The sequence below is a fragment of the Castellaniella sp. genome (assembly GCF_034675845.1).
Lineage (GTDB): Bacteria > Pseudomonadota > Gammaproteobacteria > Burkholderiales > Burkholderiaceae_B > Castellaniella.
Genome location: NZ_JAUCCU010000001.1, coordinates 1736902 through 1751521, shown reverse-complemented (window position 1 = coordinate 1751521; position 14620 = coordinate 1736902). Strand labels below are relative to the sequence as shown.

At 60.0% G+C, this 14620-nt stretch carries 13 protein-coding genes, 1 tRNA gene and 1 pseudogene; 9 read left to right on the top strand and 6 right to left on the bottom strand.

The genetic code is table 11. The annotated features are described in order from the left end of the window. Positions 1-23: 23 nt before the first annotated feature. The 3 genes from ccsB to VDP81_RS08450 form a co-directional block, all read right to left on the bottom strand. On the bottom strand, positions 24-1385 hold the full coding sequence (gene ccsB / locus VDP81_RS08460; protein ID WP_322995902.1) for a c-type cytochrome biogenesis protein CcsB: 1362 nt from the start codon (positions 1383-1385) through the stop codon (positions 24-26). Continuing rightward, a complete protein-coding gene (locus tag VDP81_RS08455) occupies positions 1375-3360 on the bottom strand; it encodes a cytochrome c biogenesis protein ResB (protein ID WP_322996424.1) in 1986 nt (661 codons plus the stop codon). Before VDP81_RS08455 ends, ccsB begins: the two co-directional genes overlap by 11 nt. Before the next feature lie 231 nt (positions 3361-3591). Continuing rightward, positions 3592-4281, bottom strand: coding sequence for a c-type cytochrome (locus tag VDP81_RS08450; RefSeq protein WP_322995901.1), 690 nt, complete (start codon positions 4279-4281; stop codon positions 3592-3594). Positions 4282-4469: 188 nt separating this feature from the next. Between VDP81_RS08450 and yihA the strand changes: the two genes are divergently transcribed. Then, the gene (gene yihA, locus VDP81_RS08445; RefSeq protein ID WP_323012042.1) at positions 4470-5093 is read left to right on the top strand and encodes a ribosome biogenesis GTP-binding protein YihA/YsxC; all 624 of its coding nucleotides are present in this window, start codon (positions 4470-4472) and stop codon (positions 5091-5093) included. An 80-nt stretch (positions 5094-5173) separates the two neighbouring features. Continuing rightward, positions 5174-6184 carry a porphobilinogen synthase gene (gene hemB / locus VDP81_RS08440; protein ID WP_323012041.1) on the top strand — a complete coding sequence of 337 codons (1011 nt, stop codon included), beginning with the start codon at positions 5174-5176 and terminating at the stop codon, positions 6182-6184. 25 nt (positions 6185-6209) lie between these two features. On the opposite strand, the pseudogene VDP81_RS08435 reads toward hemB, so the two are convergent. Next, positions 6210-7001: pseudogene (locus tag VDP81_RS08435) on the bottom strand (trypsin-like peptidase domain-containing protein); the annotation flags it as partial. A gap of 31 nt (positions 7002-7032) precedes the next feature. Between VDP81_RS08435 and VDP81_RS08430 the strand changes: the two are divergent. Then, positions 7033-7812, top strand: coding sequence for a Nif3-like dinuclear metal center hexameric protein (locus VDP81_RS08430; RefSeq protein WP_322995898.1), 780 nt, complete (start codon positions 7033-7035; stop codon positions 7810-7812). Positions 7813-7897: 85 nt separating this feature from the next. On the opposite strand, the gene mscL is transcribed toward VDP81_RS08430, so the two are convergent. Continuing rightward, on the bottom strand, positions 7898-8347 hold the full coding sequence (gene mscL / locus VDP81_RS08425; RefSeq protein WP_322995897.1) for a large conductance mechanosensitive channel protein MscL: 450 nt from the start codon (positions 8345-8347) through the stop codon (positions 7898-7900). 183 nt (positions 8348-8530) lie between these two features. On the opposite strand from mscL, the gene petA reads away from it, so the two are divergent. From petA to VDP81_RS08395, 6 genes are all read left to right on the top strand, one after another. Beyond that, positions 8531-9178, top strand: coding sequence for a ubiquinol-cytochrome c reductase iron-sulfur subunit (gene petA, locus VDP81_RS08420; protein WP_323012040.1), 648 nt, complete (start codon positions 8531-8533; stop codon positions 9176-9178). 44 nt (positions 9179-9222) lie between these two features. Next, positions 9223-10608: a cytochrome bc complex cytochrome b subunit gene (locus tag VDP81_RS08415; RefSeq protein ID WP_323012039.1), complete on the top strand. Its 1386-nt coding sequence runs from the start codon at positions 9223-9225 to the stop codon at positions 10606-10608. Positions 10609-10635: 27 nt separating this feature from the next. Then, positions 10636-11481, top strand: a complete 846-nt coding sequence (locus VDP81_RS08410) for a cytochrome c1 (RefSeq protein WP_323012038.1) — start codon at positions 10636-10638, stop codon at positions 11479-11481. A gap of 62 nt (positions 11482-11543) precedes the next feature. After that, positions 11544-12152, top strand: coding sequence for a glutathione S-transferase N-terminal domain-containing protein (locus VDP81_RS08405; protein WP_322995893.1), 609 nt, complete (start codon positions 11544-11546; stop codon positions 12150-12152). A gap of 1 nt (position 12153) precedes the next feature. Then, a complete protein-coding gene (locus tag VDP81_RS08400) occupies positions 12154-12570 on the top strand; it encodes a ClpXP protease specificity-enhancing factor (RefSeq protein ID WP_323012037.1) in 417 nt (138 codons plus the stop codon). 31 nt (positions 12571-12601) lie between these two features. Then, a tRNA-Thr gene (locus tag VDP81_RS08395) sits at positions 12602-12677 on the top strand. Between the two features lie 102 nt (positions 12678-12779). On the opposite strand, the gene VDP81_RS08390 is transcribed toward VDP81_RS08395, so the two are convergent. After that, positions 12780-14600 (bottom strand): sodium:proton antiporter, encoded by a 1821-nt coding sequence (locus VDP81_RS08390; protein ID WP_323012036.1) that lies wholly within the window; start codon positions 14598-14600, stop codon positions 12780-12782. Positions 14601-14620: the final 20 nt, after the last annotated feature.

Here is a 14620-nt window from a genome sequence, read left to right as displayed (position 1 = left end):
CGCAAACACTGAACTTATCAGAATCAGAGTTCGCCGTAAGAATGCAGTCCCGACAGGAACATGTTCACCCCCAGGAATGCAAAGCTGGTGACCAGCAGACCACTAAGCGCCCAATATGCCGCCATGGACCCACGCAGCCCCTTCATGAGCCGCATATGCAGCCAGGCGGCATAGTTCAGCCAGACGATCAAGGCCCAGGTTTCCTTGGGGTCCCATTGCCAGTACGTACCCCAGGCATCCGCCGCCCACAGCGCCCCCAGGATCGTGGCCACAGTAAAGAACGCAAAGCCCACGGCAATCGCCCGATACATGATGTCATCCAACATTTCCAACGAGGGCAAACGCCGGGCGATGGGCGCGCGAAAAGCCAGAATCGTGCCAACGACCAGCGCACCGATTCCAAAATACAGCATCCAGGTGACCGAGAGTTCGCGCGAACCAAACACAAAGGGCTCGGCACACAGAACCGCCCCCAGCACAAACACGGGCAGCAGCGGCTTCCAGTTGCGGGTTTCACCGTGGGATTTAACCAGATAGGCAAAGCCCACCATGGCCGCCAGGCTGAAGGTGCCATAGCCGATGAAGTTGGCCGGTACGTGGAGCTTCATCCACCAGCTTTTCAGGGCCGGCACCAGGGGTTGAATCTGGAAAGCATCGCGGGTAAAGGAATACCACAACAGAAACACCACCAGGGACGTAATCACCAGCAGCACAAAACCACCCAGCGCCCGGGTCGCATAGCGGCGTTCGTAGTATAGATAGAACAGCGCCGTAATCAGTGACATAAGGACGAAGACTTCATAGAGATTGCTGACTGGAATATGGCCAATGTCAGGCCCCATCAGATGGCCTTCGCGCCAGCGCACCAGCAGGCCGATCGTCCCGGCATAGACTGCCGTCCAGGTCAGCACCGTACCCAGCCACGCAGCCGTGTTGCTGACAAAACCCGCCCAATAGCAGACGGTGGCCAGGACAAACAAGGCACACATCCACAGGATCGCCGACTGCGAAGACAATAGGTACTTCAGCAGGAATGCGGATTCGGCACGCGACAGATCGCCCTGCAGCAAGTCTCCGGTGGGACTATAGAGCCAGATTGCCAGTAAGGCACAGCCACCCGCCACCACCATCAGGGTCCGCAAGGGGCGCCATAGCCAGGCCATCCAGCTGAACAAGCCCACTGCCCCGACAAGAATCAGCTTCTCGTAGTAGTCCATGAACTGCCCGTAGGTGCCAATCACATGGGCCGCCCCCAACGACAACAGCAGGAAAAACGCCAGGTCGGTCCAATCGGGTCTGCCGCGTCGGCCACGCCGATCGCCGCTGGTGTTCATGTCGCCGGCCCAGAGGGCGGCAGCGGATTGGGTGAGGGTGTCAGTGGTCATGGCGGGAACCTCCGAGGTGGCGCAAAGCAGCGCTCAAGCGTTCAAATTCGTGGGTGAAATCCATATTACGACGCTGGGTGGTCATGGCGGCCAGCCAACTGCTGCCTGTATCGGACGGACGGATCCAGACCCAGACACGCCGTTCACGGATGTAGAACATCGAAAATATCCCCAGGACCAACAATAGGCAACCGATATACACAGTGGTCTTGCCTGGGCTGCGGGCAACCTGGAAGACGCTGGCCTGGACCTGGTCAAAACTGGAGAGCTGCAACGCCACGGCGGCAGGGTAATCCGGCAAAGACGCCAAGGCCAATACGGCCAGCCGCAGCCACTGTGTCTGCTGCTCGGCCAGTTCGCCTTCGGTGGCCAGGGCGGGCAAGCCCTGCTGGTCACGCATCAACACGCGCAATTCGTGCAGGCTGATCTGAATCATGGGCACGGCGAAGTTCATGATTTTTTCGCGTTGGTCTGCCGGCGCGGAGTCCAGTATGCCATTAAAGCCGCGCAATGAGAACGTGCGCAAGGCCCCCTGGGCCGCCTGGAACATCAGGTCGCGCTGCTCGCCCTGGGGGGCGTTGCCGGCCGCGAACTGGCGGGCGGCCTGGTCACGCAGCGCAGGATCTGTCAGGGCGGCGCGTAGCTGCATGAATTCCTGCATCGTGCCCTGATCGTCTGCCGGGATACGCAGATAGCGATAGGCCTCGGCAGGCGTATTCCGTGTACCCAACAGAAACATAGCAAAATCGTCGATTTTCACGGGCAGCATGTACTGCGTAAATTCGTGGGCCTGGCCATCTGCGCCCACCAGTCGATACTGCACACTGGGGCCGACATTTCGCAGGCTGTCGCTGCGCGGACGCACGGCACTGCCCGTCACGGCGGCCACATCGCGCACCAGATCCTTGGGCTGAGGCTCGGGGTCGCCCAGGTTTTCAACATTGATAATGCGCAAGCCCGTGTAATCAATGGTTTGCCCACCCAGATTGGCAGGCAGTTTTTCCGCTTGGCCCACCACGCCCGAGAGATCCTGCGGCTGGGCCGAGGGGCCAGACAAAGGCCAGGCCTTTAAGCTGAGGCCACTGCCGCCATCATCGAAACTGGACTGGTATACGGTGACACCCTGGTAGTGCAAGGGTTCGTTGACCTGGATGGTCTGCTCGAAGGAATGCCCGCTGGCCAGGTCGGTAACCACCACATCGCTGCGAAAATCGCTGGGCATGCCGGTGTCGTAATAATCGATATAGAACTTTTTCAGACGGATGGTAAAGGGCAGCGGCTGCAGCAAAACACCCTGACCGGCCGCAATAATGCCCATGCTGCTTTGCTTGCCGTCAGGCAGCAGCATATTGGCCCGGAAACTGGGGTTGCGCATCGACAATCGCCCGGATTCCGGTACCTCGGAAATCAGCATATTGCCCATGATTGGCTGTTTATCGAACAGCCAGGTCTGTAGGCGCACCGGGAGTTCGCTGTCCAACAGCCCCCCCAGACAGATCACGACAATGGCCACATGCGCAAAAATATAGCCCAGGCGATTTGCCGCGCCTTTTTTGGCTGCCACCATGCGGCTGTCGCCATCTACACGGACGCGATAGCGAAAACCCTGACGCCGCAACAAGCTCCCCACCTGATCCACAGCCTGATCCGGCGTCAGGGCGCTGTCAACATCAAGCTTGTGATGAAAGGCCTTGAGGCTGCTGCCGCGCACGTACTCGCGAAAGGTTCGCATATCGCGCAGCATCTTCGGGGTGTTGCGCATGACGCACAGCGAGGTGGAGACCACCAGAAACGCCATGATCAGCAGAAACCAGGGGCTATTGTAGATATGCCAGATGGAGAACTGATCGAAGACCGCAAACCAAAAAGGTCCGAACTGATCGATATAGGCGTTGGATGCCTGATTTTGAGGCAGAACTGTGCCGATCAGGCTGGCGATGCAAATAAACATCAACAGACTGATGGCAAAACGCATCGACCCCAGGAGTTCGATGATGTCGGCACCCCGCGCGCGAGGACTGGCAGTGGATGTCACAGAAGCAGCTCAAAAAAAAGGAGGTACGCCAACGCGTATCCCCCTGGTGAATTTTAAAGTTAAACCATACACCGGATGCTGCCAGAAGCCCTATCAAAACCCCTGAAGCAACCGGGAAATACGCTAGGTTTCAGGCCGCCCGCCCCCCTATGACAAGGGCGGCCCACCCGATCAGCGCAAACCGGCAGCGTAATTGGCCACAGCAGCCAGATCCGGCGGTGTCATGCGGCTGGCGATATCATGCATGATGGCGTTTGCGCGATCCCCGGAACTAAAGAGCTTCAGCTGATCCAGAATATATTCGGGATGCTGGCCTGCCAGCCGTGGGAATTCGCCCGGAACCCCCGCGCCATTGGCCGAGTGACAGGCCGCACAGGCAGGAACCTTGCGGTCCTCGATGCCTGCACGCCAGATTTTCTGACCATGTTCCATCGTGGCCTCGTCGGTTGCCGTGCCGGCGACTTCCCAGTCCATGGCTTGCTGAGACAGATACAGAGAGACATTCTGGACGTCTTGGGGCGTCAGGGCCGGCGCAATGGTGGACATGATCGACGGCGCGCCATCCGCGCCGGTGCGCACGGCAGGCTTATCGCCCTGCGGGGTGAAATCACGCAGCTGCTTTGCCAGGTATTCGTGCGGCATGGCGGCCAGATTGGGATTGACCGGGATGGTGCTGTTGCCGGCCGCCCCATGACAGGTGACACAGGCCAGTACGCCACGCGACATATCGCCCTGAACGAACAGCTGCTCGCCGGCCTTGGCGTCGGGGACTGCTGCGTCCTGAGCGTAGGCCAGGCCAGGCAGGGCGCCGGCTAGCACCAGGCTGCCGACCATAAACATACTGGAAAGCGCACGCTTCATGAGGTCCTCGGATGTTTGGTACGGGCGCCGGTGGGCGCCATCAGGTCGTAGGGCCAACGCATCACCCAATTGGGCACACGATAGCCGACATAACAAATACAAGCGAAGATTATACAATAGGGATCAGGCATGCTTTGTGCTTGCCCCAAGGCAGCCTGCCCCATCCTGCCCACCACCCCGGATTCCCCGTGTCTTTATTGCATCGTGCCCGCTTTACTGTATCCGCCGCCCGGCTGGATCAGCTCCCTGCCCCGACCACAGCCGAAGTCTGTTTTGTCGGTCGATCCAACTCGGGAAAATCCTCGGCCATCAACGTCTTGACGAATCAACGCCGCCTGGCGTTTTCCAGCAAGACGCCAGGGCGCACGCGCCTGATCAACTTATTCGGCATCCCGGACCCGCTGACGCCAGATGCATGGCTGGGCTTTCTGGTGGACCTGCCGGGCTATGGCTACGCAGCCGTGGATCGCACCGCGCGCGACGAATGGGCCGAGGTCCTGGGCGGCTATCTGCACCAGCGCAGCAGCCTGGCCGGCGTAGTGCTGTTGATCGACATCCGCCGAGGTATCACAGACCTTGATCGCCGCCTGTCGCACTGGATCGGCTTGCGCGGCCTGCCCACGCTGGCCCTGCTGACCAAGGCCGACAAACTGCCTTATGGCCAACGCATCAAGGCCGTGGCCCAAGTCCGCAAAGACCTGGCGGAAATCGGCACCCTGGCTGCCCTGCCCTTTTCAGCCACCCACCGCATCGGCCTGGAAGACGCCGCCAGCCATATCGAAAACTGGATTTCACCGCAAATGGTGCCCTGACAGCGGGTCGGAAATCTCATTCCTGTTCGTCCTGACCCCACCCCAAGGACACCTCCATACGCCTGAACAAAGGTACAGCCATGACACACTTTCTCCCACTCGCTGACTTCCCCACTGCGCGTCTGCGGCGCAATCGGCGGGATGATTTCTCCCGCCGTCTGGTGCGCGAGCACCACCTGTCGACAGACGACCTGATCTATCCGGTTTTCGTCCAGGAAGGCAGCGGCGTGCGAGAACCCGTCGCCTCCATGCCGGATGTGGTGCGCCATTCGCCGGACACGCTGCTGCGCACCGCAGAGCACTGCCTGAGCCTGGGCATCCCGGTGCTGGCCCTGTTTCCACATATAGACCCTGCCCTGAAAACCCCTGACGGCATCGAAGCCGCCAATCCCGACGGGCTGATCCCACGCACGGTGGCGCTGCTGAAACAGCACTTTCCAGAACTGGGCGTGCTGACCGACGTGGCGCTGGACCCCTATACCAGCCACGGCCAGGATGGGCTGATCGATACCCAGGGACAACTGCTGAACGAACCCACCGTCGCCATGCTGGTGCGCCAGGCCCTGGTCCACGCGCAGGCGGGGGTAGACATCGTGGCCCCCAGCGACATGATGGATGGGCGCATTGGCGCCGTGCGTCAGGCGCTGGACGGGCGCGGCCTGATCCACACACGCATCATGGCGTACTCGGCCAAATATGCCAGCGCCTTTTACGGGCCGTTTCGCGATGCGGTGGGCTCGGCAGCCAACCTGGGCGCGTCCAACAAGGCCACCTACCAGATGGACCCGGCCAACCGCCTGGAGGCCCTGCGCGAAGTGGCCGCCGACATCCGCGAGGGCGCCGACATGGTCATGGTCAAGCCCGGCCTGCCCTACCTGGACGTGCTGCGCGAAGTCAAAGACGCCTTTGGCATGCCGACCTATGCCTATCAGGTCAGCGGCGAATACGCCATGATCAAGGCCGCTGCCGCCAACGGCTGGCTGGATCACGACAAAGTCATGATGGAATCCTTGCTGGCCTTCAAGCGTGCCGGAGGCGACGGCATCCTGACGTACTTTGCCATCGCTGCCGCCACGCTGCTGCGCGCCTAAGACACCAGCCTCACTGCCCTGACTGACGAATAATACGGTCCAGGATCTGGTGGGCAGGCCCGGAGGGGATGGCGAAACCTATCCCCAGCGATCCCCCGGTGGATGAATAAATCGCCGTATTGATGCCGACCAGCCGCCCCAGGGTATCAATCAGTGCCCCGCCGGAATTGCCCGGATTGATGGCGGCATCCGTCTGGATGAAGCCTTCGTGGGTCTGGGCATCCTGATTATTGCGCCCCAGGGCCGACACAATCCCCTGCGTCACGGTCTGCCCCACCCCGAAAGGGTTGCCGATGGCCAGCACCACATCGCCCACCCGGACGGATTGGGCTGGGTCGAACACGATGGCGGGCAAATGATCCAGGCCCACCCGCAATACTGCCAGATCATTGACGCGATCCGCCCCGACCAGATGTGCCGTCGCCTGGCGGCCATCCTGCAGCCGGACTTCGATCGCATCGGCAGCGTCTATGACGTGATAATTGGTCAAGATATAGCCATCGGCACGCACAATCACCCCTGAACCCAGGCTGGTGCTATCCCGCCGCTGGGTGAATCCGGGCAGGTTCAACAGCAACTGCTGCAACGCCGGGTCGGCCGGCAGCCGCAGCAACGGCACATCGACATGTTTGCGCGTATAGATGTTGACCACAGATGGCGTGGCCCGCGCCACAGCGGATGCATAGCTATCCACGGCCCGGGCCTGCTGGGGGCTCGCTGGACCCGGCAACCACTGCGGGCGCAAAGTCATCAATAAAAACAGGACTGCCAGACAGATCGTCACGGTCTGGGCAAAAATCAGCCACAATCGTTTCATTATTTATTGCTCTATCCCAAGGAAACCCAGCATGAAACCACAAATTTCACGACAGGAACTGGAACACTGGCTCAGCAGCACCCTGCAGATTGATCGCTTCAAGGACTACTGCCCCAATGGCCTACAGGTTGAAGGCCGCGCCGAGATCCGCCATATCGTCACCGGCGTGACGGCCTCGCAAGCCCTGATCGAAGCGGCCATTGCCCGCCAGGCCGACGCCATCCTGGTACATCACGGCTGGTTCTGGAAAAACGAAGATCCTTGCATCCGCGGCCCCAAACATCGCCGCCTATCCGCCATTCTGGCACAAGACATCAATCTATACGCCTACCACTTGCCGCTGGACGCCCATCCCGAATGGGGCAATAACGCCCAACTGGCGCGGGTGATGGACTGGACACCGGACATTTTGCCCGATGGCACACCACAGCGCTGTGGCCCCGACCAGCTGATCTGGCTGGGCACCCCCGCCTGGGAATGCACCATCGGAGAATTAAGCACCGACATCGCTCAACGCCTGGGCCGCAAGCCCATCATCGTCGGCGAACTGGACCGGCCGGTGCGCCGCCTGGCCTGGTGCACCGGCGCCGCCCAGGGCATGATGGACGCCGCCGTCGCCGCCGGGGTGGATTGCTATATCAGCGGGGAAATATCCGAGCCCACCGTGCACCTGGCCCGCGAAACCGGCTGCGCCTACATCGGTGCAGGCCACCATGCCACCGAGCGCTATGGTGTGCAGGCCCTGGGGGCAGCCATCGAGGCCCAATTCGGGGTGCCCTGCACCTTCGTGGACATCGACAATCCAGTGTGAAAAACGAAAAAGGGGTCAGACACCATTTCGATTAAATGGTGTCTGACCCCTTTTTCTTGCTTTTTCTTTGTGTGCCCCTTTTTTTCTATTTTTTCAGGGCATCGCGGATTTCGCGCAACAGAATGATGTCCTCGGGCGTGATCTCTGCGGCTTCGGGCGCAGGGGCTTCGAAGCGACGGCGCGCATTGTTGATCATCTTGACCATGATGAACACCACCAGGGCCAACAACACAAAATTGACGAAGATCGTCAAAAAATGTCCCCAGGCGAACACCACGGCCCCGGCCTTGGCCAAGGCATCGGATGTCATGGCGCCGGTATAGCCTTCGGGCAGGCGCAGCACCCAGAACAAGTTATCAAAGTTCACCTGGCCGCCCAGGATGAAATTGATCAAAGGCATGACCAGATCATTGACAATCGAGTCAATGATCTTGCCAAAGGCCCCTCCGATAATGACCCCGATGGCGAGGTCCATCATATTGCCCTTGACGGCAAATTCCTGGAATTCCTTGATGAAACTGCGGGCACTGGGCATGTGTCAATCCTCCTGGTCATTTACCCCATTGGTCGTAACGCTATAATACGCGGTTGAAGAACCCTCGTGGGGCGGCAGTGCGCGATAGCCGCGCCGTCTCGCGACCAGGGATACTTGCGCAAAGCATCCCCCAAAGATCATTGTCAAACGCTCCGCCCGCTGGGCGGCTACCAGGGATAACAAATGAGTCAGAATCCGACACAGTCCGACGAGCAGGGCGCAGTCGACCCGAACCTGCCCCCCGATCCTTCGCGCCGTTTCTGGGTGGCCTCGGCCTGTACCCTGGGCGGCGTCGCCAGCGTTGCCACTGCCGTGCCCCTGGTCGGGTCGTTTGCCCCCTCCGAAAAAGCCAAAGCTGCCGGCGCCCCAGTCGAAGCCGATATCTCCAGCCTGCCCGCAGGCCAGATGATGACGGTCGAATGGCGCGGCAAACCCGTCTGGATCATGCATCGCACCCAGGCCGAAATCGACGAACTTCCAAAACTGGACCCCGAACTCGCGGACCCGGACTCGGATCGCCCTGGCTTCACCCCCGACTGGGCGAAAAACCAGTTCCGTTCCCGCAAGCCCGAAATCTTCGTCTGCATCGGCATCTGCACGCACCTGGGCTGCTCGCCCACTGCGTACTTCCAGACCGGCGCCCAGCCTGGCCTGCCCAACGACTGGCCGGGCGGCTGGCTGTGCCCTTGCCATGGCTCCACCTTCGATCTGGCCGGACGCGTATACAAAAACAAACCCGCCCCCGATAACCTCGAAATCCCGCCTTATGCATTCTCCGCCGACGGGACTCACGTCATCATCGGGTTGGATGAGTACCCCTCCAAGGCCTGATGAACGCAGCGTTCATCTTTTCGAGATACTGACAGGAGCCGTTCATGGCCGAAAATAACGTCGAGACGACCGGGTTGCTGGGCTGGGTAGACCGCCGCTTCCCCCTTAGTAAAATGTTCAAAGAGCATATGTCGGAATACTATGCTCCCAAGAACTTCAATTTCTGGTACTTCTTTGGTTCATTGGCCTTGCTGGTGCTGGTGCTCCAGGTGGTCACCGGCATCTTCCTGGTGATGAACTACAAGCCCGATGCGCGCTTTGCCTTCGAGTCCGTCGAATTCATCATGCGCGAAGTCCCCGGCGGCTGGATCATCCGCTACATGCACTCCACGGGCGCCTCGCTGTTCTTCGTCGTGGTCTACCTGCATATGCTGCGCGGCCTGTTCTACGGCTCTTACCGCAAACCTCGCGAACTCGTCTGGATCTTCGGTGTGGCCATCTTCCTGTGCCTGATGGGTGAAGCCTTCTTTGGCTACCTGCTGCCCTGGGGCCAGATGTCCTACTGGGGTGCCCAGGTGATCGTCAACCTGTTCTCGGCCATTCCCTTCATCGGCCCCGATCTGTCCCTGTGGATTCGCGGCGACTACGTGGTGTCCGACGCCACGCTCAACCGTTTCTTCTCCTTCCACGTAATCGCCATTCCGCTGGTCCTGATCGGCCTGGTCGTGGCGCACATCATCGCCCTGCACGAAGTCGGCTCGAACAACCCCGATGGCGTCGAAATCAAGCAAGGCCCCAAAGACAAATATGGCCGCCCGGTCGATGGCATCCCCTTCCATCCGTACTACTCGGTGCACGACATGGTCGGCGTGGCGGGTTTCCTCATCGTCTTTGCCGCCATCATCTTCTTTGGTCCTGAAATGGGCGGCTACTTCCTGGAATACAACAACTTCCTGCCGGCCGATCCCCTGAAGACCCCGTCGCATATCGCGCCGGTCTGGTATTTCACGCCGTTCTACACCATGCTGCGCGCCACCACCAGCGACTTCACCTGGGTATTGGCTGCCGGGGCGGTCTTTGCCGCCGTGGTGCTGTTTGCCAAGGGCAAGCTCTCGGGCATCTGGCGTCTGGCGATACCCGCCATCCTCCTCCTGGTCGCCGTCCTGCTGAAAGTCCTGGACGCGAAATTCTGGGGGGTGGTATCCATGGGCGGTGCCGTGGTCATTCTGTTCTTCCTGCCCTGGCTGGATCACTGCCCGGTCAAATCCATCCGCTATCGGCCGACGTGGCACAAGTTCCTGTATGCCATCTTCATCGTCAACTTCCTGATCCTGGGCTGGCTGGGCACGCAACCCGTCACCCCGTCCAATACCCTCATGGGTCAGGTCTGCACGATCATTTACCTGGCGTTCTTCCTGATGATGCCCATCTGGAGCCGACTTGGCACGTTCAAGCCCGTCCCCGATCGCGTCACCTTTCGCGCCCATTAATGGCCCACTGACTGCTACGGAAAGATCATGATCAAAAAAATGCTCGGTGCCCTGGCCCTGTCCCTGATCAGCACGCTCACCTTCGCAGAAGGCGGCGCACACCTGGATCGGGCGCCAGACCGCATCACTGACTTGGCTGCTCTGCAAAACGGCGCAAAACTCTTCGTCAACTACTGTCTTAATTGCCATAGCGCCAGCGCCATGCGCTACAACAAGCTGACTGACCTCGGCCTGACGGAAACCGAAATCAAGAAAAACCTGCTGTTCTCGCGCGACAAGATCGGCGACCTGATGACCATCTCCATGTCGCCCGAACAAGGCAAGGCATGGTTTGGCACCACGCCCCCCGATCTCTCCCTGATCACACGCGCCAAGAACTCCAGCTTCGGCCCTTCCGGGGTGGATTACGTCTATAGCTACCTGCGCGGCTTCTATCGCGATACCGCCCAGAAAACCGGCTGGAACAACACGGTCTTCCCGACCGTTGCCATGCCTAACGTCCTCTGGGAACTCGAAGGCCCACGCACCTATACCAACGTCCAGGTGCACCAGGTCAGCGATGCTCAGGGCCAGGCCCAGTGGACCCGCACCACCACGGTCTACGACGAAGCCGGCTTTGCCACGGTCAAAAACGAACCCCTGGCCAATTACACTGGCGAAGCCACGCAATCGGGCCAGTTCGATTCGGCTGACCCCAAAAAATTCAGCCAATTCGAAAGCGATGCCGCCGATCTCAGTAATTTCCTGGGCTGGGTAGCCGAACCGCAACAGACCCTGCGCAAGCAAATCGGCGCCGTCGTGCTCCTGTTCCTGTTCCTGTTCCTGTTCGTAACCATTCGCATGAATCGCGCTTACTGGAAACACGTCCGGTAATTCGCGCGCCCCGCCAACCAGCGGGGCGCATCCCCTGCTTTCTCTGTATTGGAATCCTCGATATGATGGTGCTTTATTCCGGGACGACCTGCCCGTTTTCACAACGTTGCCGCTTCGTGCTGTTTGAAAAGGGCATGGATTTTGAAATCCGCGATATCGACTTGTACAACAAGCCCGAAGACATCGCGGTGATGAATCCATACGCCCAGGTACCCATTCTGGTCGAACGCGACCTGGTCCTGTACGAATCCAACATCATCAACGAATACATCGACGAGCGCTTTCCGCATCCTCAGCTGATGCCCGCCGATCCCATCATGCGGGCGCGCACGCGGCTATTCCTGTACAACTTCGAAAAAGAACTCTTTGTTCATGTTTCCGTACTGGAAAATCGCAGCATCACCGACGAAAAAATCCGGGATACCGCGCGCGCCAATGTTCGCGACCGCCTGGCCCAACTGGCGCCCTTGCTAGTGAAAAACAAGTTCATGCTGGGCGACGATTTTTCCATGCTGGACGTGGCCATCGCGCCCTTGTTGTGGCGCTTGGTGCACTACGGCATCGAACTCCCGAAAAGCGCCGCGCCCATCCAGAAATACGCCGAGCGGCTGTTCTCACGCCCTGCCTACATCGAGGCCCTGACGCCATCCGAAAAGGTCATGCGCCGCTGATATGCAAGAAACGTCAACCAAACCCTACCTGATCCGTGCCCTGCATGAGTGGTGCACGGATAACGGCTACACGCCTTACCTGGTGGTCACGGTAGACGCCAACACCGTGGTGCCGGTCGCGCATGTGCACGACGGCCAGATCACGCTGAACATCAGCCATCTGGCCACGAACCACCTGACGCTGGGCAATGAATACATCGAATTCGAATCGCGCTTCAATGGCGCGGTCGAACACCTGTTCATCCCGGTGGCGACCGTGTCGGCCATATACGCCCGAGAAACCGGCGCCGGCATGGGTTTCGAGGTCGCGGCATCCCAGCCATATCCGGGCGGTGACGACAGTCAACCGACACCGCCCAGTCCTGAACCAAGCCCGGCACCGCCCGCAAAACCTTCGCACCTGAAGGTCGTCAAATAAATCCGCGATTGTTGTAGAATGGCGGTCTTTCGCCGGTTTAGCTCAGTTGGTAGAGCAGCTCACTTGTAATGAGAAGGTCGAGGGTTCGATTCCTTTAACCGGCACCAAAATCAAAGGCTTAGGCCATCCCTTGCAGGATGGCCTAAGCCTTTTTCGGGACTTGCCACCTACTCGGTCAGGCAGCAATCATGGTCGGCCAACTCCCCGCATTAATCCACCGTTTGATTAGTGTCCACGCCCACATGCAGCCCGATCACCATCCAGCCTGATTGCGGCTGCACATCCTGGTCCAGGGTAAACGGAATGGCATAGCCCTTGGGATTGATGGCAAACAAGGGAACCACATCCCGTTCCGGGATATTCAGAGCCTGATATTGGGAAAAATCAAAAGTCTCGGATAGACGCGTAGCCTTGATCTGCGCCCCGGTCATCAGCAGATTGGACAGTTTCCAGTAGCCTAGTCCCGGCGCAAATAGCGTGCGGCCCCGGTATTCTGGCCTTAGTGCGTGTTTTTCAGCCGGATCGCCATCGTGCGACAGCGGCAGGCTGAAGACCTTGTTCTTGCCGAACTCATCGCGGCCACGCACCATGATCAGTTGATTCACATCATCCCGCGTACTCAAGGCCAACAGGCGGCCCAAGCCATTGGTATCCAAGTTGCGTTGGGCGTGTTCGGACAGCGGATTGCCATGGTAGGTAGGCAGCCCCATCATGCGGGCCTTGGACAGACTGTACCAATCGCTGTCACACAGGCGCACAGGCACGCCCTGATCATGCAGGGCCTGCCCGATGGCGCGCGCGACCGGGTTGGCCCCGGCAATCAGAAAGCCCACCCGGTCGGGTTCGACAACCTTCAGCAAACGGGCCACGGGCCGGGCCGTCAGGCTTTGCAAAATCACCGTCCCGATGATGACCAGAAAGGTCATGGGCAACAGGCGGTCGGACTGCGGCACATCCAGGGACTCCAGCCGCAATGCGAACAAGGCAGACACAGCTGCCGCCACAATGCCGCGGGGCGCAATCCAGGTAATCAGCGCCCGTTCGCGCCAACTGAGCCGCGAGCCCCAGGTCGAGTACAAGACCTTCAGGGGACGGCCGATCCACAGCATGCAAGCCAGCACGGCCAGCGCAGGCCACCCCAGATCCAGCAGTTGACCAGGCGCCACGCGCGCCGCCAGCAAGATGAACAAGGCGGACAGCAGAATCTGGCTGAGGGTCTCCTTGAATTCCAGAATATCGCGCACCGGAATGCCGGGCCGATTGGCCAGCCAGATCCCCATGACCGTCACCGCCAGCAGGCCGGATTCGGATTGCACGGTATTGGAGAGGGCAAACACCGCGAACACCGAGGCCAGCACGGACAGGTTGAGCAATGAATCCGGTATCCAGCCACGGCGCAACAGCATGCCCAGCAGCCAACCGCCCGCCAACCCGAAACACAGCCCCGTCAGGGAAGTGGCCCCCAGCGACCACAGCGCATGCCCCAAGGTCTCGTTGGTGCGCAGCGCCATCATCAGGTCATAGGACAGCACCGCCAGGATCGCGCCGATGGGATCGATCAGGATGCCTTCCCAGCGCAAGGCATGGGCCACGGGCGCCACGGGCTTGACGGTCTTGAGCAGCGGCGCGATCACAGTGGGCCCCGTCACACACGTCAGCGCCCCGAACAGCACCGCCAGATCCCAGGGAAAGTCCAGGAAATAATGCACGGCAAGCGCCGCCACGGCCCAGGCCAGGATCAATCCCCCCGACACCATGCGGCGCACAACACGCTTGAGGCCGCGCGTCTGGTGGAATTCCAGCGTCAGGCTGCCCTCGAACAGGATGACGGCCACCGCCAGCGACACCACCGGGAACAACAAAGGCCCAAAGAGTTCGTCTGGGTTCAGCCAACCGGCCAGCGGACCCACTGCAATCCCGGAGAGCAACAGGATCAGGATGGCTGGGACACGAATCTTCCAGGCCAACCACTGGGCGGCCATGGCAATCGCACCAATGCTGGCCAGCATCAATTCAGGACTATTTGTCATGTGCAGTGGCCAGCATCAAT

Excerpts from the sequence above, each read along its gene's own strand:
- VDP81_RS08415 (WP_323012039.1), top strand. The coding sequence starts at position 9,223 with ATGGCCGAAAATAACGTCGAGACGACCGGGTTGCTGGGCTGGGTAGAC.
- VDP81_RS08455 (WP_322996424.1), bottom strand. The coding sequence starts at position 3,360 with ATGCGTTTTGCCATCAGTCTGTTGATGTTTATTTGCATCGCCAGCCTG.
- VDP81_RS08390 (WP_323012036.1), bottom strand. The coding sequence starts at position 14,600 with ATGACAAATAGTCCTGAATTGATGCTGGCCAGCATTGGTGCGATTGCC.
- VDP81_RS08410 (WP_323012038.1), top strand. The coding sequence starts at position 10,636 with ATGATCAAAAAAATGCTCGGTGCCCTGGCCCTGTCCCTGATCAGCACG.
- ccsB (WP_322995902.1), bottom strand. The coding sequence starts at position 1,385 with ATGACCACTGACACCCTCACCCAATCCGCTGCCGCCCTCTGGGCCGGC.
- mscL (WP_322995897.1), bottom strand. The coding sequence starts at position 8,347 with ATGCCCAGTGCCCGCAGTTTCATCAAGGAATTCCAGGAATTTGCCGTC.
- VDP81_RS08430 (WP_322995898.1), top strand. The coding sequence starts at position 7,033 with ATGAAACCACAAATTTCACGACAGGAACTGGAACACTGGCTCAGCAGC.
- VDP81_RS08405 (WP_322995893.1), top strand. The coding sequence starts at position 11,544 with ATGATGGTGCTTTATTCCGGGACGACCTGCCCGTTTTCACAACGTTGC.
- VDP81_RS08400 (WP_323012037.1), top strand. The coding sequence starts at position 12,154 with ATGCAAGAAACGTCAACCAAACCCTACCTGATCCGTGCCCTGCATGAG.
- hemB (WP_323012041.1), top strand. The coding sequence starts at position 5,174 with ATGACACACTTTCTCCCACTCGCTGACTTCCCCACTGCGCGTCTGCGG.
- VDP81_RS08450 (WP_322995901.1), bottom strand. The coding sequence starts at position 4,281 with ATGAAGCGTGCGCTTTCCAGTATGTTTATGGTCGGCAGCCTGGTGCTA.
- petA (WP_323012040.1), top strand. The coding sequence starts at position 8,531 with ATGAGTCAGAATCCGACACAGTCCGACGAGCAGGGCGCAGTCGACCCG.